This window comes from Mucilaginibacter phenanthrenivorans, from assembly GCF_024721155.1.
Taxonomy (GTDB): Bacteria; Bacteroidota; Bacteroidia; order Sphingobacteriales; family Sphingobacteriaceae; genus Mucilaginibacter; species Mucilaginibacter phenanthrenivorans.
In genome coordinates, this window is sequence record NZ_JAHVAP010000002.1 from 381,747 (window position 1) to 401,517 (window position 19,771).

Below are 19,771 nucleotides of genomic sequence, written 5' to 3' on the forward strand. Positions count from 1 at the left end.
GTGTTTTAAAAATACTGCGTTTGAATAATATTCCACCAATTATCCATTGAACCAAGATTCAATTTATTTTTTGATTTAGTAATTAGCTGAACGGCGTTTAAAGCTTTTTAATGACATGTTAAAAGATTCACTAAAAAACTGTGATAAGCTTTGTGATATTCTGCAATCGATTGCATATGTAAAACCATTGTATAGTTTTTCATATCAACAAAGCATTAGTTGTCGCCGTGAAAATAGGAGATGGCACAAGAATGAACCACAGCTTATAATGTGCCCGCATTTCCGACTCCGTTGCAGCAACGAGTCTTTTCCTAACGTTTCTTAATAATCAACCAATTGTTTCACTTAAATTTTAAATTCATGAAAAGAAAACTACTAAAGCAATTCCTGATTTCTATCGGGATGGCCTTATCAATTATGATAAGTCTACCGGGCTTTTCCCAAACGGGAAAAATTACCGGCAAAGTGTCGGGTTCGGACGATGGGCTTTCCCTGCCCGGCGTCACGGTTAGAATAAAAGGCACGTCTGAGGGCACGGTTACGAATGTAGATGGTGTTTTTTCCATAAATGCTGCTCAGGGGAGTACCTTAATTTTCTCTTTTCTTGGTTACGAACAAAAAGAGATTGTCGTTTCGGCACCTGGCACACTTAACGTAACTCTGTCTAAAAGTACCAATAGCCTCAACGAAGTTGTTGTAATTGGATATGGTACCGCTCGCAGAAAAGACCTGGTAAGTTCTGTCGATGTCGTGTCTGCAAAGGACGCCGGTGCTAATACATCAACAAGTCCCGCACAATTGTTAATTGGCAAGGCACCGGGGGTTCAGGTATTGCAGGCAAATGGCGTGCCCGGGTCAGGAGCGCAAATTATTGTACGTGGCACAGGTTCGTTCACTGATGTTAGCCCGCTTTATGTTATTGACGGTATCCAGGGCGATGCCAACCTTTTTAATACGATCAGTCCACTGGACATTGAAAACATAACCATATTAAAGGACGCTGCGTCTACGGCAATATATGGTGTAGCCGCTGCAAATGGCGTTGTTATGATTACAACTAAAAAAGGTAAGGCCGGCGCCACTCAAATATCATTTACATCACAGGTAGGTTTCTCAACAATACCCAAAAAACTGGATCTGCTAAAAGCTGCCGATTATGTAAAGCTCCTTAAAGATGTTGATGTTTCGCTCAATCAGGCAATACCGGCAAAGCTTAATACCCCGTATGTTTTGGTTGATAGAACCGACTGGCAAAACGAGATTTTTAAAACAGCTTTGTCAACTCAAAATGATGTAAGTGTAAGCGGCGGAGGTGAAAAGGTCACCTATAATATGTCAGCTGGGTATGTGACACAGCAAGCCACAGTTAAGGATTATCAGTTTAAAAGGTTTAATAACAGGTTCTCGTTAGACGAAAAATTAGGCCGTTTTCATTTCGGGCAAACTTTAAATTTAAGGTACACCAAAACTAATGGCCAAACAGCAAGTATAAGTAATGCGCTTACTTATGCACCGTATCAGCCAATTTATGACGCATCAATCCCGGGTGGTTACTCTATCCTCACCAATGTGGATGACAATAGCAATGCGTCAAATCCATTAGCGGACTTAGGCATAAAAACAGAAAGCAGCAGCGAAATGGTATTATATCCGCAAGTATTTGGCGAAATAAAAATCATTGATGGTTTAACCTTCCGTTCGCAGGCATCAGGAGTATATGGAAGTAATGTAAGTGATTCTTATCAGATACCCTATGTAACTTCTAATAAACTGGCCTTTGACCGCCAGGCGGGACGTTCTTCCGGCAGCTTCTCTAATTATACCATTGAGAATTATTTATCTTATAACCATAGCTTTGGTAAACACAATATTTCGCTAACCGCGGGTACGAGTTACATAGATGCAGGTAACACTGAAAGTCTTAGTGCAACAGGTACCGGTATGCTTACCGATGCTGTAAAGAATATAGCTGTAGCCACAACTATAACCAGCAGCGCTTCTTCGGGCTATTACACTCAATTTGGCGATGCTCAATCTTATTACGGACGTTTGATTTATTCTTATGATGACAAGTATATTTTTTCAGCCAGTATAAGGCGTGATGGGTCTTCCAATTTTGGCCCTTTAAGCCGTTACGGTAATTTTCCGGGCGCGGGCTTCGCTTGGCGCTTCAGCCAGGAAGACTTCATAAAGGCAGCCCTTCCATTTATCAGTGATGGTAAACTGCGCGTTGGATGGGGGCGTACAGGTAACAACCGTTTCGGCCTTACAAGTACAAATGTATTTACCTTTGCCGGATCGACCGCCGGAAATTTGGCGTATTCTTTTGGTCAGCCTGAGCAATTCGTTAGCGGAACAACAGTTATTACCATCGCCAACCCATTATTACACTGGGAATCAACTGATCAAACCGATGCCGGCATTGATCTTTCATTTCTCAACAACCGGCTAACTTTTAATGCCGATTATTATAACCGGAAAAGTAGTGGTTTGTTAGTGCAAATCCCCCTGCCGCCAAGTTTAGGTGTAGGCATAAATACAAGCAGCAGTAATGAGACTGTTAACGCGGCTGATGCACAAAACAAGGGTTTCGAATTTCAATTAGGTTATCATTCCGAAGTTAAACGGGATTTTAGCTATAACATAAGTGTTAACGGGGCTTTTAACAAAAATAAAACAATATCGCTGGGTGTCCAATCACCAACTCCGATAATTGAAGGATCCGGTGCTGTAGAGACGATGACTATGCCCGGCATCCCTATCGGGTCATACTATGGTTATAGGGTTGAGCATGTTGCCAGGGATCAGGCTGAAATTGATGCATTAAATAAAATAGCGCAGCAGAAAAGCGGCAGTCCGACTGCGGTTTACCAGGCTGGATTAAAACCGGGCGACTTTATATTTAAAGATCTGAACGGCGATGGGACCGTTGATACAAAAGACCAGCAGTTTTTGGGGAGTTCTATTCCAAAGTTTATTTATGGAATTAATTTGGGCGCTACTTACCAAAATTTCGATCTTAATGTAGTGTTATCAGGCGTGCAGGGCGTGCAAATTGGAAATAACCTGAAATCCACCTTGGAGTTTGCGGCAACAGGGCATAACGCCTCAACCGCCATATTAAACAGGTGGGAAAAGCCGGGCGACAATGCCGCCTTGCCAAGAGCGGGCCAGGATGCAACCGGATCCGGGAATACAAGGCCATCAGATTTCTTTATAGACAACGGCGCCTATTTACGTGCCCGTAACATCACCCTCGGTTATACCTTTAGTAAAGCCACCTTACAATCGTTTTCGGGTAATGTTTTAAGCAAACTGCGCGTATATATTGCTGCGGAAAATTTATTTACCATAACTGGCTATAAAGGGTATGATCCCGAATTAAGCACAGTAAATGGGGATAATAACAATCACGACACTATTTTTAACCGGGGTATTGATAATGGCCAGATACCGCAGCCGCGCACATTTTTATTCGGGATACAAGCAGGATTTTAAGTAACATTTTTAAAAATATAAACATGAAAAAATATATAAAATTCCTTATGACGGGGGGGCTTTTAATTCTCTCGATAGGGTGTAAAAAAGATTTAAGTTTACCAAATAAAAGCGCTTACACGTATGATACTTATTTTACCAGCGATGCTGCTTTAAACCAGGCTGTTGTGGCCACTTACGCCGGGTTGCTGCATCAGGGTTTGTGGGCACGGGAGTGGTATTATACCTTTGACTTGCTTGGCTATGATGCCAAAAACAATCAACCCCTGGTAGGCGATCTGCTGCAAATGGCCCAATATAATTTTGGTCCGGATCTTGACGTGATGAACGAAACATGGTCAGCATTATACCAGATAATAGCACGCGCCAACGTGGTTATTGATCGTGCGCAGGTATGGAAGCCTGATCCGTCTAAACCTGCAGAGGCAACTGACCAAACGCAATATATTGCTGAGGCCAAATTTCTACGTGCTTATGCCTACTTTCAACTCGTTAATTGTTTTGGTCGGGTGCCTTTGCGTACCAAGTATATACCGCTGCCAACACCTGCAGAGATTAACCTGGCGAGGTCACCCGTTGCAGATGTATGGGCGTTTATTTAACAGGATTTGAAGGATGCTGAGGCCGGCCTTCCTGTTTCATATCCTGCTGCTGTTGCGGCTACTAAATACGGGCGTGCTACACAAGGTTTTGCAGTGGCGCTTTTAGGTAAATCTTATTTATATGAGAAAAAATGGAGCCAGGCTCAAACCGAACTTACTAAGTTAACCCAGGCACCATTCAGCTATGCACTTGCACCCGTGTACAACGACTTGTTTGATGATCCGAACCAGGATAATACTAGTAAAAACCCTGAAACTATTTTCCAGGTGATGAACCAACAATGGACAGATTGGGGCATAGGTAACCAGTACTACCTTTTTGGGGGGCAGGAAACCTGGGGCGGAAAAGCAACACACTCAGCCCGTGCGCAGGAATATGGGTTTAATGATTGGAACAATGTACTTGTAACTACAACAGCCGTTAAAGCCTTTACCTACCCTAATCCACAAAACCCATCTGTGAATTACGTAGACCCCCGTGCTGCTTTCACCTTCTATGGCGATGCTGCAAGCGGCGGACAAACACAATATTGCCAGCAATGTTCTACCGGCCCCGTGGCTTATCCTTACGCTACAAAAGGGTATGAGTGGCTTAAATATGAATATTATAACAAGGTAGCATCTTTTGGCGGGCCGCAAAGTGGTATAAACGGGCAGGTAATCCGCTACGCTGATGTATTGCTTATGCTGGCAGAAGCTTACATACAGCAAGGAAATACCGGAACGCAGCCATTGGCATTGATTAACCAGGTGCGCAGCAGGCCAAGTGTCAATGCGCCGCTTTATACTTCATTAGGGTCGCAAACAAACGCTATGACTATATTAATGCGCGAGCGGCAACTAGAATTAACTGGTGAACAGAGCCGTTACTTTGATTTAATACGTTGGGGCATTGCGAAGCAAACAATAAATTCTGAAAGGCAAGTTGAGGATGGCACACAGCCATTTCAAGATAAAAATGTCTTATTCCCAATTCCTTTGGCCGAGAAGAATGCAAATTCTGCAATCGCTAAAGATGTTGCAGGTGACTGGAATTAATATTTTAACAATGTAATTAATTGACAAAGAGTCTGCCGCGTCGAGTGTGCAGACTCTTTTAGTAACCGGCAACTTCATGCGGGGCAAGTGAAGCAAAGCTTCAAGGAATTGATTGCCCTAAGGCCTTTGCTTATTTAGGGCATTTAAAAAGTAAGCAAATCAATTTGTTTTTTATACCGACCTGGAGACATGCCAGTAACCTTTTTAAAGATCCTGGAAAAATAGAAGATATTCTCGAAGCCGGTTTGTGCAGCAATTTCTGGGTAAGTCATCCGGGTGGTCACCATTAGGTATTGTGCGCGTTCAATCCTCTTTTCATTGATGTATTTTAACGGCCGCTCACCCGTGTATTGTTGAAACAGACGTGAAAAATAATCGATATGCTGGTTAGCTCTTTCCGCCAGGCCGGTAACTGATAGTTCCTGGTGTAGGTGCAATTGAATGTAGCTAATAGCATCCAGGATTTTAACCGGAATATGACTAATTTCCTTATGCTGAAATATTTCCGGTGTCAAAAAACGTGAAACAAGTTGCAGCAAAATACCATGTGTTTCCGTAAATACAGCCGTATTCTGCCGGTTATTAAGTTCCTGGTATTCGCGGTAAAAGATGCTTTTTTCATATATTTTCGGATTGTCGGAACGATTGATACCTCTTCCGGGATTTATTTCCAGTAACCGGAAAAAATTCATAATATCAATAGCAGTAGCCTTTACTTTAAAGATAGACCGGTTATTTGCAAATAGGGAGATACCATCTGATGACTCCTCAAAAAACTGGATGAAAAACTGACCCAAATGATCCTGGCAACAGAGATTACATAAAGTAAAACTTGGTATAATATACAGGAAGCCAGGTTCAAGCGTCAGCTTCGTTGAGATGTCGGAGATTTCCCCTGCCCCCGCATCGATATAGTACAGCCTGAAATAGGGACTTATCACGTTTTTGTAATTCCATTTCGAACCGAGGGAAACATAGTCTACATTCAATAATGTAAAGGTGTGTTTTAATGCTCTTTTAATCATAAAACGCTGTATTAAGCTGTCTTTTAATTTGTATTTCCGTAAACAGATAATTCATAGACATTTTTCCCTTTGGATCCCTTAAGGTATTTCATGCTTCCGCGATAACAATAGTACGCAAAAAGTCGGTTTTGTATAAAAAAAAGTCATGTTAAGCCAATTATTTGGCAATTATTTGCAGGTAAATTTGGTGTATCAATTATCGATAGCAATTGTAATAATTGCTGGTAACCAATTATAGATCATGACCTGGAATTTTTTAACCTGCGACGCAGGGCGCTGACCTGCAAAAGGGCTTGGCATGGGGATTTATAAAACACTAACGTCTGATTCATGAAAAGAAGAACACTAATAAAAGGTTTGGCCACAGGATTATCCTCCTTATACCTGTCGAAACTTTATGGCAGTAAATTATTGCATAGCGATTCAAAACCAGGTATTGCCGCCGGGCCATTTCAGCCAACCTGGAATTCACTGGCCCAATACCAGGTTCCCGATTGGTTTCGCGATGCCAAGTTCGGGATGTGGGCGCATTGGGGGCCGCAATGCCAGCCAGAACACGGTGACTGGTATGCCCGCGGTATGTACCAGGAAGGCAGCGACCACTATAACTACCACGTTCAAAAGTATGGACATCCTTCAAAATTCGGATTCAAGGACGTGATTAATGAATGGAAAGCCGAGAACTGGGATCCCAATGAATTGTTGGGCTTATATAAACGTGCCGGTGCTAAATATTTTATGGCCCTGGCCAATCATCATGATAACTTCGATCTCTACGATAGCAAATATCAAAGCTGGAACTCTACCAAACTGGGGCCCAAAAAAGACCTGGTTGGCGGTTGGGCAAAAGCTGCCAAACAACACGGTCTGCCTTTTGGCGTAACAGTACACGGATCGCACCCCTGGACCTGGTATGAGGTTGCCCAACGCGCAGATAAAACCGGCCCCTATGCAGGCATCCCCTACGATGGTAAGCTTACCAAGGCGGATGGTGCCGGCAAATGGTGGAATGGCTATGATCCACAGGAATTATATGCGCAAAATCACGAATTAAGCAAAGATAGTCTTAATGACGATAGCATAGGCGCTCAATGGGGCTGGGGCAATGGCGCCAGTGTACCCAATAAAGCTTATTGTGATAAGTTTTTGAATCGCACCATAGAGCTGATAGATAAGTATGGCCCAGAACTGATTTATTTTGACGATACCGCGTTACCCCTTTGGCCTGTAAGTGATGCCGGTTTAAAAATAGCAGCATATATGTACAATACCAGTATTAAAAAACATGGTAAGCTGCAAGCGGCACTGTTTGGTAAAATATTGGATCAACAACAGCGCAAATGTATGATATGGGATATTGAACGCGGGCAAAGCAACCAAATAGAACCTTTACCGTGGCAAACGGATACCTGTATTGGCGACTGGCATTATAATCGCCGTATATTTGATGGTAAAGGCTACAAAAGCGCCAGAACAGTCGTACATACCCTGGTTGATATAGTAAGTAAAAATGGCAACCTGCTATTGAACATCCCGGTACGTGGTGATGGCACCATTGATAGCGAGGAACGTACGATAGTTGAAGGTATAGGCGCCTGGATGCAGGTTAATAGCGAGGCAATTTACGGCACCCGCCCCTGGAAAGTATTTGGAGAAGGCCCGGCAACAGATTCGGCGGCACCTATCAACGCGCAGGGCTTTAATGAAGGCAAAGGCAAGCCATTCGGGGCCGAAGATATCCGGTTCACTACAAAAGGTAAAACCCTTTACGCTACTATGCTGGGTTGGCCTGCCGGGAACGAAGCCCTTGTAAAAAAGTTAGCAAAAGGTAATCAATTGGGTAACATAAGCAGCGTAAGGCTTCTTGGAAACGATAATTTGAGTTTTGAACAAACCGCAGTCGGCCTGAAGGTAAAATTGCCGGAACAAGCACCGGGTAAAGATGCATTCGTTTTAAAAATTGAAGGGGCTATTTAATTCATATGATGAATCTGAAGCTTTGTTATGTTTTAATTGCTGTCGTTTCATTGACAGTTCCTTCCTTCGGGCAAACTTTTAAGCTGACATCGCCGGATAAAAGAACTGTTGTGGAGATAAACAACCACGCCCGATTGCTATACACTGTTTCCAGTGACGGTTTAACAATCATTCATCCCTCATCACTTGGTTTTGAGTTTAAGGATGAGCCGGCTATCGGCACTGATATGAGCGTAACCGGCCATGAGGAACATTCCGTTGACCAAACCTGGATACCTGTGGTAAAAACAAAGCACCGGATGATAGCTGATCATTATAATGAATTGGTGTTGTCGCTGGTCGAGAAATCCGGACAGATGCGCCGAATGAATATCTATTTTAGGGTTTATAATGATGGCTTCGCTTTTCGTTATCAGTTATTCGGGGCGGATAAAATTGGCGACCGGCAGATAAGCAGGGAACTTACCAGTTTTAATTTATCGGCAAATGCAAAGGCTTGGGTAGCGGATTATGGCAGCTATACCTCCTCGCAGGAAACCGAGTTTTGGCCGCGAACACTGAATCACATCACAGAAAAAACGATTGCCGGCTTACCCTTACTGATCGAATTGGATCAGCGGCATTACGCAGCTATCACAGAAGCAAATATTGATAATTACCCCGGGTTCTATATAGGGGCGCTAAAAACAGATACCAATGCAACTGGCATAATCAACCTGGTCACCAAGTTGTCGCCTTTGCCGGGCGAAGGAGAGAGCGGGGTTAAAGCCCGGTTCACAAATAATCTCCTTACACCATGGCGGGTGGTGATGCTTGCCGATGCGCCTGGTAAATTAATTGAATCGGAGCTGATTCAGAACCTGAACCCTCCCTGTGCGCTAAAAGATGCCGGTTGGGTTAAGCCTGGTATGAGCGCCTGGGATAACTGGTGGAGCGGCGACGTAAAGATGGACATGCCAACCATCAAAAAATATATAGACCTGGCATCGGCACAACACTGGCCCTATATGCTTATTGACTGGCAATGGTATGGGCCATTTAACAAACCGGAGGCTGATATCACCAATCCCGCATCGCAATTAGATATGCCGGAGATTTTGGCATACGCCAGAACAAAAAAAGTTAAATGCTGGCTTTGGTTATACAGTTCGGATGTAAACCGCAATGATAATTTTGAAAAAGCCTTCCCAATTTATGAGCAATGGGGTATTGCGGGTGTTAAAATTGATTTTATGGACCGGGACGATCAGCAAATGGTAAACTGGTACCGTCGTGTTATTAAAACAGCTGCAGAATGTCATTTGATGGTTGATTTTCATGGCGCTTTTAAGCCGGATGGGATCTCGCGTACCTATCCGAACATGATTACACGGGAAGGGGTTTTAGGCGAAGAATATGCTAAGTTTTCAGACAGGATAACAGCCGGACACAATACCACCTTACCATTTACCCGTATGTTGGCCGGGCCAATGGATTATACGCCCGGTGGCTTTTTAAATGTAAAAAAGAAGGAGTTCAGAAAAGGCAGCCCTACCCAGGTAATGAACAGTCGATGCGCTGAACTGTCTAAATTTGTAATTTACGAAAGCCCCTTCACAGTTTATTGTGATGCACCGGAGCATATTTTAGGGAAGCCGGGGGCCGATTTTTTAAGCAATATGCCTACCGTTTGGGATGATATTAAAGTGCTTGGCGGGTACCCGGGCGAATATGTCATTATTGCCAAAAAGAGTGGGAGGGACTGGTACGTTGGCGCAATGACCAACGACGCTGAAAGGTCAATTCAATTGAAAATGGATTTTTTACCATCGGGTAAATATACAATGTCATCATGGGCCGACGTGTTATCCTCACCGCAAGGCTTAACCCGATCAAAAAGGGAGGTTTCGGCAAGTTCAGTTATCAATATCCGTTTGGACACTGCGGGGGGATGGGTAGCCAAGATTACAGCTAATCATTAATAACCAGCCTTTCATCCAGCAAAAAAAATAAAACATTATCCGCCCATGACAAAAAATAAAAGCCTTTTCCCATTTATATTAATCACCAGTTTGTTTTTTTTATGGGGTTTTGCACATAACCTTGACCCTATATTGATACCCCACTTAAAAAAATCATTTACGCTTACAACCGTTCAGGCTACACTGGTGGATTCTGCTGTCTTTATAGCCTATTTTTTAATGGCCTTACCGGCGGGGGTTATTATTAAAAAATATGGCTATAAAACAGGTATTATAACCGGGTTGCTCATTTTTGCATTTGGTTCCTACCTTTTTATACCGGCTGCAAATACCCAGCAATACATATTTTTCCTGGTTGCCTTGTTTATCATTGCTTGCGGGCTAACTATTTTAGAAACCGCCGCCAATCCGTATGCTTCTTCGTTAGGCGATCCCGCAACTTCTACACAAAGACTTAACTTTGCGCAGTCATTTAACGGGCTGGCCGCAAGTCTGGCCCCGGTAATTGGTGCACGTATTATACTCACCAAAGGTTATACTTTGGCACAATTGAGTGCAATGACTGAAGAAGGCCGCAAACTGGCGCTTGCTGCTGAAGCCTCCTCCGTGAAAATGCCCTATTTTATACTCGGAAGCGTACTGGTGTTAATAGCCATTGTTTTTGCATTTACTCACCTGCCCAAGTTACAGCACAATGAAGGCCATGCTGCCAGTAAAAATATTTTCCATGCCCTGAAGCACCGTCATTTAGCCTGGGGTGTTGCCGCACAGTTTTTTTATGTAGGCGCGCAGGTTTCTGTATTCAGCTTATTTATCCTTTATGCGACAAAATCTGCCGGAATTACGGAAGTAAAGGCGGCCGACTACTTAGGTTTATGTGGGTTGGCTTTTTTGGTCGGAAGGTTTATTGGTACGGTTTTAATGAGGTATTTCCGGTCAGCTGCTTTACTGGCTGCTTATGCGGGTATCAATATTTTGCTCTGCGTCATCGCCATTTTAGGGCACGGCATGGCCACCGTATACGCAGTTATCAGTATATGTTTTTTTATGTCCATTATGTTCCCGACCATTTTTGCGTTGGGTATAAAGGAATTAAAGGGTGATACAGAATTTGGAAGTAGCCTGATCATTATGTCTATAGTTGGCGGGGCCATACTACCAAGGGTATTTGGTTATATCAGCGATATGACAGGTAATATTCAGTATGGGTATTTGGTGCCATTGCTCTGTTTTGCGGTGGTGGCATATTTTGGATTTAAAGGCCATCGTGTGAAAGCGAAGATTGAAGAGTTACCGGTTTCAGCAATTCTTTAGAAGATAATCTATCAGAACATGCAAAAAATTAGTTTACCCAAAGTGATTTTTGGGACCAGTGGTTTAGGGAATTTATATGTGGCTCTTTCCGAAGAGGTAAAATGCGCAATTGTTGCTGAAAGCGTCAGGTGTTCTGAACCGGCCATGTTTGACTCAGCCGGTAAATATGGTGCCGGACTCGCGCTGGAATCGCTGGGACGGTCTTTAACGCAATTGAATGTGAAGCCTTCAGAGGTACTTATCAGCAATAAACTCGGTTGGTTGCGTACCGAACTAAAAACGCCTGAACCTACTTTTGAACCCGGTGTATGGCGTAATCTGAAATATGATGCGGTGCAGCGGATAAGTTATGATGGTATCCTGGAGTGCTATGAACAGGGGAATGAGTTGTTGGGCGACTACCGGGCGGAACTGGTATCTGTACATGACCCCGATGAATACCTTGCCGCAGCGAAGGATGAGCAGGACCGAACACGGCGTTACCAGGATATATTGGAAGCTTACCGTGCGTTGGATGAATTAAAGAAAGATGGTAAGGTAAAGGGTATTGGTGTGGGCTCTAAGGATTGGCGGGTCATAAAAAAAATAACGCAGGATGTAAAGCTGGATTGGGTAATGATAGCCAACAGCATGACGATTCACAGCCATCCACGCGAACTGGTGGCGTTTATGCAGGAGCTTGAGAGACTGGAAATTCCAATCATCAACTCCGCGGTTTTTAACGGAGGTTTTTTAACCGGGGCGGATTATTATAACTATCGGTTGACTGATCCGATAACAGACAAAGGCTTATATCATTGGCGTGACGAGCTTTATCTGCTGTGTGCAAATTATAAAATTAAGCCGGCGGATGCGTGCGTGGCATTTGGACTAAACGCGCCGGGCGTTAAGAGCATTGCCCTGAGTACCACCAATGCGGGTAGAGTGGCACAAAATGTTGCTGTCGCTTCTTTGAAAATTCCAATGCAATTTTGGATGGAAATGAAAGAACGGGGATTAATTGACGAGGCATATGATCTTGCCTCTTTATAAAAACCAGATACAATTATGAAAAGATACTGCCTGGCCCTTGACTTAAAGGATGATCCTGAACTGATATCGGAATATGAACGGTGGCATAAAACAGAAAATAGCTGGCCTGAAATTCGCAAAAGTATACTGGATGCAGAAATCCTGGATATGCAGATCTATCGCACAGGCAACCGCTTGTTTATGATCATGGAAACGAGCGACCATTACGATGCGGTAAAAAAAGGACAAATGGATGCGCTCAACCCAAAGGTACAGGAATGGGAACAGTTAATGTGGGTATTTCAACAACCGTTGCCGTGGGCAAAAGACAATGAGAAATGGGTGATCATGGAACAGATTTTTCAGCTTTAACGATAAATAACATGCAAGCAATAGTTTGTGAACAGCCAGGTGTATTGGTTTCTAAGGAACAGGAAAAACCTGAAATAAAAGAGGGCTATGCCCAGATCAGGATAAAGAGAATAGGTATTTGCGGAACGGACCTTCATGCGTTTGAAGGGACACAGCCATATTTTAGTTATCCCCGTATCCTCGGCCATGAACTTTCCGGAGAGTTGGTTGAAACGGGTGGCGCAACTGGGTTTGAAAATGGAGAGGCCGTGACGTTCATCCCTTATTTTAATTGCGGTTTTTGTATAGCCTGCAGATCGGGAAAACCAAACTGCTGTACACAAATTAATGTTTGCGGTGTGCATGTGGATGGCGGAATGACCGAATACCTGAATGTGCCGGCATACACGCTTGTACATGGGGATGGTCTAACTTATGATGAACTGGCATTGGTGGAACCACTTGCGATAGGCGCGCACAGTATCCGGCGTGCAAATGTAAAACCTGGCGAATTTGTATTGGTTATCGGCGCCGGGCCGATAGGCCTCGGCATAATGGAGTTTGCCCGAATAGCCGGTGCACAGGTGATCGCTATGGATATTAATGCACAACGCCTTGATTTTTGTGAGAAAAGGCTGAAAATACAGCATACCATCAACCCAGCTATGGGAGATGTTATTGAGGCGCTGAAAAACATTACCAACAGCGATTTTCCTACGGTAGTGATAGATGCGACAGGAAACCAACAGGCTATCAATAATGGGTTTGAATATATAGCACACGGAGGCCGGTACGTATTGGTTGGTTTGCAAAAAGGCCTGCTCAGTATCAGTCATCCTGAGTTTCACAAACGCGAAGCGACGCTGATGAGCAGCCGTAACGCCACCCGTGTTGACTTTGAACACGTTATCAACTCGATAAAAAAAGGCTGGATAGACCCAGGTAATTACATTACACATCGTGTACAATTTGACGATGTGACGGCCGAATTTGCATCATGGCTCGATCCGGCTACCGGCGTGATTAAAGCTATTATAGAGTGCTGAAATATTCCGGGAATCGTTTGCGCAGGATATCCGCTTTGCCGATTGTGAGCTGATAACGGTGCAATATCCAGTTAAGGCTCCTTGCTCTGGGTTGTGAGCTGAACATTGATTTTTCCAAACGCAAAAAAGCTATTCAATAGCTATTCCTTAGCCATTCTGGTGTTAGGCGCCGCCGGTATGACCGCTTTTCCTGAAATAACTAAAAATTTCTGTCCGTGTTTTGGCATCTTTGTGCTAATGCTCAAGTCCTTAATTTTTCTGTTACTTTTCACATTGTTGGGTTTAGGTGCAACGGCACAGCGTTCACAGGTGCCCATCCTCTGCTACCACCAGGTACGCAACTGGAAAGCTAAAGACAGCAGGACCGATAAAGCATATATTATACCTCCTTCAACGTTCAGCGCGCAAATGAAAATGCTGTCAGATAGCGGTTATCACCCTATTCTGCCCGATGAGCTTTATGATTATTTAACGACAGGAAAGCCGCTGCCGTCCAAGCCCGTCATGCTCACTTTTGACGATACCAACGCCGACCAGTTCACGGCGGCGCGGCCGGTGCTGCTGAAATATCGTTTTAAGGCGGTCTATTTTATTATCAGTGGCAAGATCGGTACGCACAAATGGTTTATGAACAGCCGGCAGGTCAAACAGCTATCGGACGAAGGGAATGTGATCGGTTGCCATACCCGCGACCATACCGATTTCAGAAAATTGAAGGGGGCTGAATGGCAGGTTCAAATTGCGGATGCAAAACATGAATTGGAAGGAATTACCGGCAAACCGGCCAGCTATTTCGCATTTCCTTTCGGTGAGTGGAACCGGGCGGGCCTGCCGGAACTGCACCGGCTTGGATTCAAGGCTGCCTTTGCCCTGGAACAACCGCGTGATGCCACGGATCCGGTCATGACCATCAGGCGGATCATTACACCCGGTTACTGGAGCCCACAAATACTCGACCAGCATATCAAACGCGATTTCGGCCGCTCCAACCCAATGACCTTGTCAAAACGATAATTGCCTTTTGGGGTAATATATACGCGGCATCTAACCCGCTGCTTTTTCCAAATATTTTTTTTGCCAGGTCTTGCAACGATCTTCAGACCAATATACAAAATTTTCTTTTCCATCATCTTGAATAAACTCCGAGATCATAACTGTGTCTTTAGAGAAGAAATTTATCCTCTCAAAGGTATTGCCGATGTTGGAGTTATAAGGACCTATGGAACCGAAAGGCCCAAGGTGCCAAAGGTCTTCAACTTGTGGTGAAGTATTCTAAAACCGTTGGTTTAACCATGCCGCTTTATGAAATGATGTTATTTTGAACTTTTTTCATTTACCTAAGCTAACCAGGATCATGCATTACACCTGTCTTTAATTGAACGAATGCCGGAACTCCATCGGCGATAGGCTTGTTTTCGTCTTAAAAAGTTTACTGAACGATTGCAAGTGTTCAAAGCCCAGCTCATAGGCGATTTCGCTGACGGATAGGTTCGTGGTCGACAGCTTTTCCTTAGCCAGTTCTATCAGCTTGTTGTGCAGGTGTTGCTGTGTGTTCTGGCTGGTCAGGGATTTGAGCAAACCACTGAGATAGCCCGGAGAAATATTTAAGGTTTCGGCAATATGTGTAACGCTGGGCAGCCCTTGTTTGGCCAGATTGCCGCTGTTGAAATAGTTTGACAGGTAATCTTCCAGGCGCGTCAGCAGTTCGTGGCTGGCTATCTTCCGGGTAATGAACTGGCGTTGGTAGAATCGTTCGGAATAGGTCAGCAAGAGTTCGAGCTGTGCGATGATCACGTTTTGGCTGAACCGGTCGATATTGGCATGGTATTCCTGCTCGATATTTTGTGTGATAGCGGCAAGCATGTTCTCTTCCTTATCGGATAGATACAGCGCTTCATACACCGAATAGTTGAAGAACTCATATTGTTTGATTGTTTTCGCCAGCGGCGTATTCCACAAAAAATCAGGGTGGATGAGGATCATCCAGCCTTCGGGGCGTTTTACTTCAGCCATATCGTCAATGCTGTCGATACCAAATAGTTGCCCGGGTGCCATGAAGAATAATACCCCTTCGTCAAAGTCGCTGGCTTGCTGCCCGTATTTGAATTTGGCGTGCTGCATTTTTTTCAGGGAAATAGAATAAAAGTCAAAGATCAGGCTAAACGGGATTTCGGCGATGGGCAGCGTAATCTCATTCATATGGACAACACTGATCAGCGGATGCGCCGGCTTGGGCAGGCCCGCAGCGCGGTGATATTCGGTGATCGTACTGACGCGAAAGAGCTTGTTATTGTTCATAATACAAGTTACTTATTTTTGATGACGATACGCTACGGTAAATTCTTTGGCAAAATCGACCAGTTTTACCTTGCCCATCTTTGGATTATTCCGGTGAAAATTCTCCAGCGGCTTGCCACTGTGCATGGCTGCCTGCATTTCCACTAAGGTCTCCGCCAGTTTTTCCGGTATTTTGGCCATTTTTAATCCCTGCAACATTTCCTTGTCTGATAGCAGCACCCATTTCAACCAGGGTTTGCCTACCGCAGCACCAATGATCCCGGCCGCTTCGTTACAGGTCATTTCCTCACTGCCCAAATAACGAATAGTGTTTGTTTTCGGCTGTAATAATAGCTCTTCCGCCACTGCATCGGCGATGTCTTTCGGCGATACAAAAACAATCCGGTCCTCTCCGCCATAGTTACCCATCAGTAGTCCGGTTTTCCCGGTCAGCAGGGCCCAAAGACCGGAATAGCGCAGCGTCAGGAATTTTCCTATCAGTCCCTTGCCTTTGATCAGGTCAATGGATTGGTAGAAGTTTGTGTAAAATGAACCGGGACGCATGATCGTAATTGAAGCGTCCAGTCCATCAAACACGTCCTCAATATTTTCGCCTTTGATTAGGTCTGCCGCCCAGCCACTCATGAGCACGACACGTTTGGTCTTGGCCGCCTTTAATGCCTGCGTATAATTTTGAGCTATCCGGCGCAAATAATCGCCCAGATCGGGTTCGGTAAAACTCAGCGGGATCATGGTGTAAACTGCGTCTGCACCTTTAAAAGTGTTGGTCAAAAATGCGACATCGGAGATTGATCCGATGGCAGGCCTGGCGCCGAGTGCTTCAATAATCCCCTTTTTTTTGGGATCGCTGCTGACTACTGTGACATCGTGCCCCTGGCCAATTAAAGTTTCGGTCAATAGTTTGCTGATGTTACCCAGGGAACCGGTTACAATAATGTTCATCCTTTTAGTTGTTTTTTAATGGTGATGAAGCTATCAGTAAACTGATGGTTTCATATTTTTTTATTTAGTGTAAATACCGTTCTCAATATCGGCAAGCAAAGTTGAATGTGTTGGGTGCCAGTTTAAACGCTCTTGTGTTAATTGACTCGACGCCGGGCAATCGATCGCGGCCATATGTACGAACCAGCCAAAATGTTCAGGTGACGCTTCAGGGATTATTGATTTTACCGGAAGATTTAGTTGTTTGCCTATGACTTCAGCAATCGCTTTTACAGTAATGGCTTCTTCGGCCGAGCCATGATAACGCGCGCCTGGTGTTGCCTGTTCTAAAGCCAGGCGGAACAAATGAGCGGCATCTAACCTGTGCACTGCGTTCCATCGATTAAGCCCTTCGCCGATGTAAGCGGAAAAGCCTTTTTCGCGGGCGGTATTGACCAAAATGGGTATAAAGCCATGGTGATCGCCCTCACCATGCACCGATGGCGACAAACGTATTGACGCGGCACGAACACCGAGCGCGACCAGGGCATCTGCTGTTTGCTCGGAGGCACGCGGCCAGGCCGGATTAAAAGGTGGTATGATTTCTTCTGTAGCTAAAGTGCCGGGGCTCACCAGTGCCGTACCTGAAGTAACTATCAACGGGCGATCAGAACCAGATAGGACTTCGCCGATGGTTTCGATGGCTTTTTTATCTACCTCGCATACTTCTTTGAATCTTGTAAAGTCGTGAATAAAGCCGGCATGGATCACCCCGTCTGATTGAGCGGCACCGCTCCGCAGGCTATCCAAATCTTCCAGGCTTCCGCGATGTGCTTCCGCGCCTGCTTCGATCAACTTATTGGCTGATGCATCCGAGCGTGCCAATCCTAATACCTGGTGACCGGCGCTAATTAATTCCTGCACAATGGCAGTTCCGATGAAGCCCGTGGCTCCTGTGACAAATACGCGCATAATTATTTTCTTTTGTTGATACAAAGAACGTCCGCGCTATTCAAAAAGATTTATCCAAATCTGCGTTTGATTTAGCCGAAAAGGCAAAAGCATATGCAGAAGAAAGACCCGATTATACTCGTCGATAGATTTCTGAATGAGATATACTCAGTCGATTGCGTTGGCCATTCTTTTCTGCTTAAATCAGTTTCTATTATGTTAAAATCAAATTTAATTGGTTCGAAGCTTGCACCATTATTACACGATTCTTTTTAGCCCTTTCACCACGATTCTTTGTTTGCATATTTCCCCTTAAATTCAAATAACCGTAACCTTTGACAAATCAACAATCCATAGGCCTTTAAGCCCGGCATAAGTCAACTTATCCATCATGGCTCCGTCAAAACAGACGGTTTTAAAGGCGCGGTAAGATTTGTTTGTCACGGAAAAAGGCAGACGGAATGACACGTTCCTGAGTGTTGCTCCAGTAAATGAAACGTCGTTCAGTGCAGACTTGTCAAACTGGACACCAATGAAGATATGCCCGTCAAAACGCATTCCCCGCAGGTCGGAATATTTGAAATCCACGCCATTAAAGATGCAGTTCTCAAAGATCGTTTTTCTAAGGTCTATCATTGTTAACTTCACATCGGTGAGTTCTACATCTGTAAATTTCGTTCCAACCAGTGACGACTTGTTGAAGTTAGTACGTACAAGAACGGATTTGCTGAAGCTTGCATCGGCGAGGTCAGAGATGGAAAAGGTGCAGTCTGTCACATTTGCGCCATCAAAATTGACTTTACGCGCATCGCTGGCCTCAAACGTGCTGCTAGTCAAGTCGGCGCCGGCAAAGTTGGCCCCGGATAAGGGGCTCGCTTTGAATTTTCCTTTGTGTAAAATAACGCCTGCGAAGTCGCTCCCTTGCAGATTGACCGCAGTGAGGTTTATCTGCACCTGGCGCTCCCCGGCGCCCGAGAGGTTAGCAGCTTCTTGCGTGGTTTGCTCCATGTCGCTTGTACTGTTAATGGGCATTTTAGAGGCCGATTCATCGTCCGAGGATTGGAAGTTTTCTGAAAAATAGTTCAGGTCTACATCCAGGATTTCCGAAAGCCGGTTAAAGGTAATGATGTCAGGACTTGATTCTCCCCGTTCCCATTTTCCAACCGCCTGCGGGCTGATAAATAGAAACCCGGCAAGTTGTGTTTGAGAAATATTTTTTTTCTTTCGTGCTTCGGCGATTCTATTACCGATCATTTTGATATTTAACATATTGCTATCTTTTTATTTTTATTTATTTTTTCGATACTGCAAAGGTATCCGGGTGCACTTTCAGAATCAAAAAGATACAAATACTTATGGTTGTATTTCTGCTACTTATAGTTGTTATTAACAGCTATGAGTGGCACATTGCGGAATTCAAACTACTTATTTGAAAATATAAACTTTAAAAATAAGATAAGAAATAGGTGGAATTAACCAACGTTGGCCACTTACGCAAGAACTTAGAAACTGTTTTAAACACAACCTTTGATTTTATTGCGGACGTAGTTGGTAACTTAGATTTGCTCCTGGATTCTAAGAGTTTTTGAAAAATCGTCTGTCTTAATCAATTCTTCAATGAAACGGTTCGAAATTGATTATCTCGTTTTTCATTATCGCAATTTGCTGTATTCTAGAAATTTAAGATGCGGTAGATCATATCCAAATTAACTATTTGAAAACAATAACCAGGGATTTGCCGGCCTCCATAATCGTTGTAAACAATAGGTACGAAAAAA

At 44.2% G+C, this 19,771-nt stretch carries 15 protein-coding genes; 10 read left to right on the plus strand and 5 right to left on the minus strand.

Features of this window, described 5'->3' with window-relative positions; translation table 11 throughout:
* Positions 1–360 precede the first annotated feature (360 nt).
* The 3 genes from KXD93_RS06225 to KXD93_RS06235 are packed head-to-tail and all read left to right on the plus strand — an operon-like array spanning position 361 to position 5,138.
* Complete coding sequence (locus tag KXD93_RS06225; RefSeq protein WP_258136063.1) at positions 361–3,498, plus strand: SusC/RagA family TonB-linked outer membrane protein; 3,138 nt, start codon at positions 361–363, stop codon at positions 3,496–3,498.
* Between the two features lie 23 nt (positions 3,499–3,521).
* A complete protein-coding gene (locus KXD93_RS06230) occupies positions 3,522–4,100 on the plus strand; it encodes a RagB/SusD family nutrient uptake outer membrane protein (RefSeq protein ID WP_258136064.1) in 579 nt (192 codons plus the stop codon).
* A gap of 6 nt (positions 4,101–4,106) precedes the next feature.
* A complete protein-coding gene (locus KXD93_RS06235) occupies positions 4,107–5,138 on the plus strand; it encodes a RagB/SusD family nutrient uptake outer membrane protein (RefSeq protein ID WP_258136065.1) in 1,032 nt (343 codons plus the stop codon).
* Positions 5,139–5,281: 143 nt separating this feature from the next.
* On the opposite strand, the gene KXD93_RS06240 is transcribed toward KXD93_RS06235, so the two are convergent.
* Entirely contained in the window at positions 5,282–6,163 is an 882-nt protein-coding gene (locus KXD93_RS06240; RefSeq protein ID WP_258136066.1) for a helix-turn-helix domain-containing protein, read from the minus strand.
* Positions 6,164–6,493: 330 nt separating this feature from the next.
* Here KXD93_RS06240 and KXD93_RS06245 point away from each other — a divergent pair, with 330 nt between their 5' ends.
* From KXD93_RS06245 to KXD93_RS06275, 7 genes are all read left to right on the plus strand, one after another.
* Complete coding sequence (locus KXD93_RS06245) at positions 6,494–8,140, plus strand: alpha-L-fucosidase (RefSeq protein ID WP_258136067.1); 1,647 nt, start codon at positions 6,494–6,496, stop codon at positions 8,138–8,140.
* 5 nt (positions 8,141–8,145) lie between these two features.
* Positions 8,146–10,101, plus strand: coding sequence for a glycoside hydrolase family 97 protein (locus KXD93_RS06250; protein WP_258136068.1), 1,956 nt, complete (start codon positions 8,146–8,148; stop codon positions 10,099–10,101).
* Between the two features lie 45 nt (positions 10,102–10,146).
* Positions 10,147–11,415, plus strand: coding sequence for an L-fucose:H+ symporter permease (fucP, locus tag KXD93_RS06255; protein ID WP_258136069.1), 1,269 nt, complete (start codon positions 10,147–10,149; stop codon positions 11,413–11,415).
* Between the two features lie 18 nt (positions 11,416–11,433).
* Positions 11,434–12,447: an aldo/keto reductase gene (locus KXD93_RS06260; protein WP_258136070.1), complete on the plus strand. Its 1,014-nt coding sequence runs from the start codon at positions 11,434–11,436 to the stop codon at positions 12,445–12,447.
* A 15-nt stretch (positions 12,448–12,462) separates the two neighbouring features.
* The gene (locus KXD93_RS06265; RefSeq protein ID WP_258136071.1) at positions 12,463–12,798 is read left to right on the plus strand and encodes an L-rhamnose mutarotase; all 336 of its coding nucleotides are present in this window, start codon (positions 12,463–12,465) and stop codon (positions 12,796–12,798) included.
* An 11-nt stretch (positions 12,799–12,809) separates the two neighbouring features.
* A complete protein-coding gene (locus tag KXD93_RS06270; RefSeq protein ID WP_258136072.1) occupies positions 12,810–13,823 on the plus strand; it encodes a zinc-binding alcohol dehydrogenase family protein in 1,014 nt (337 codons plus the stop codon).
* A gap of 237 nt (positions 13,824–14,060) precedes the next feature.
* The gene (locus KXD93_RS06275; RefSeq protein ID WP_258136073.1) at positions 14,061–14,837 is read left to right on the plus strand and encodes a polysaccharide deacetylase family protein; all 777 of its coding nucleotides are present in this window, start codon (positions 14,061–14,063) and stop codon (positions 14,835–14,837) included.
* A 357-nt stretch (positions 14,838–15,194) separates the two neighbouring features.
* Here KXD93_RS06275 and KXD93_RS06280 read toward each other — a convergent pair whose 3' ends face one another.
* The 4 genes from KXD93_RS06280 to KXD93_RS06295 form a co-directional block, all read right to left on the minus strand.
* Positions 15,195–16,121: a helix-turn-helix domain-containing protein gene (locus KXD93_RS06280; protein WP_258136074.1), complete on the minus strand. Its 927-nt coding sequence runs from the start codon at positions 16,119–16,121 to the stop codon at positions 15,195–15,197.
* A 12-nt stretch (positions 16,122–16,133) separates the two neighbouring features.
* Positions 16,134–17,063, minus strand: coding sequence for an NAD(P)H-binding protein (locus tag KXD93_RS06285; protein ID WP_258136075.1), 930 nt, complete (start codon positions 17,061–17,063; stop codon positions 16,134–16,136).
* Between the two features lie 60 nt (positions 17,064–17,123).
* On the minus strand, positions 17,124–18,014 hold the full coding sequence (locus KXD93_RS06290) for an SDR family oxidoreductase (protein ID WP_258136077.1): 891 nt from the start codon (positions 18,012–18,014) through the stop codon (positions 17,124–17,126).
* 297 nt (positions 18,015–18,311) lie between these two features.
* Positions 18,312–19,262 carry a pentapeptide repeat-containing protein gene (locus KXD93_RS06295; RefSeq protein ID WP_258136078.1) on the minus strand — a complete coding sequence of 317 codons (951 nt, stop codon included), beginning with the start codon at positions 19,260–19,262 and terminating at the stop codon, positions 18,312–18,314.
* Positions 19,263–19,771: the final 509 nt, after the last annotated feature.

What these genes read in the sequence shown, in the direction of transcription:
- KXD93_RS06225 (WP_258136063.1), top strand. Translation starts at nt 361, where the DNA reads ATGAAAAGAAAACTACTAAAGCAATTCCTGATTTCTATCGGGATGGCC.
- KXD93_RS06230 (WP_258136064.1), top strand. Translation starts at nt 3,522, where the DNA reads ATGAAAAAATATATAAAATTCCTTATGACGGGGGGGCTTTTAATTCTC.
- KXD93_RS06240 (WP_258136066.1), bottom strand. Translation starts at nt 6,163, where the DNA reads ATGATTAAAAGAGCATTAAAACACACCTTTACATTATTGAATGTAGAC.
- KXD93_RS06245 (WP_258136067.1), top strand. Translation starts at nt 6,494, where the DNA reads ATGAAAAGAAGAACACTAATAAAAGGTTTGGCCACAGGATTATCCTCC.
- KXD93_RS06250 (WP_258136068.1), top strand. Translation starts at nt 8,146, where the DNA reads ATGATGAATCTGAAGCTTTGTTATGTTTTAATTGCTGTCGTTTCATTG.
- fucP (WP_258136069.1), top strand. Translation starts at nt 10,147, where the DNA reads ATGACAAAAAATAAAAGCCTTTTCCCATTTATATTAATCACCAGTTTG.
- KXD93_RS06260 (WP_258136070.1), top strand. Translation starts at nt 11,434, where the DNA reads ATGCAAAAAATTAGTTTACCCAAAGTGATTTTTGGGACCAGTGGTTTA.
- KXD93_RS06265 (WP_258136071.1), top strand. Translation starts at nt 12,463, where the DNA reads ATGAAAAGATACTGCCTGGCCCTTGACTTAAAGGATGATCCTGAACTG.
- KXD93_RS06270 (WP_258136072.1), top strand. Translation starts at nt 12,810, where the DNA reads ATGCAAGCAATAGTTTGTGAACAGCCAGGTGTATTGGTTTCTAAGGAA.
- KXD93_RS06275 (WP_258136073.1), top strand. Translation starts at nt 14,061, where the DNA reads ATGCTCAAGTCCTTAATTTTTCTGTTACTTTTCACATTGTTGGGTTTA.
- KXD93_RS06280 (WP_258136074.1), bottom strand. Translation starts at nt 16,121, where the DNA reads ATGAACAATAACAAGCTCTTTCGCGTCAGTACGATCACCGAATATCAC.
- KXD93_RS06285 (WP_258136075.1), bottom strand. Translation starts at nt 17,063, where the DNA reads ATGAACATTATTGTAACCGGTTCCCTGGGTAACATCAGCAAACTATTG.
- KXD93_RS06290 (WP_258136077.1), bottom strand. Translation starts at nt 18,014, where the DNA reads ATGCGCGTATTTGTCACAGGAGCCACGGGCTTCATCGGAACTGCCATT.
- KXD93_RS06295 (WP_258136078.1), bottom strand. Translation starts at nt 19,262, where the DNA reads ATGTTAAATATCAAAATGATCGGTAATAGAATCGCCGAAGCACGAAAG.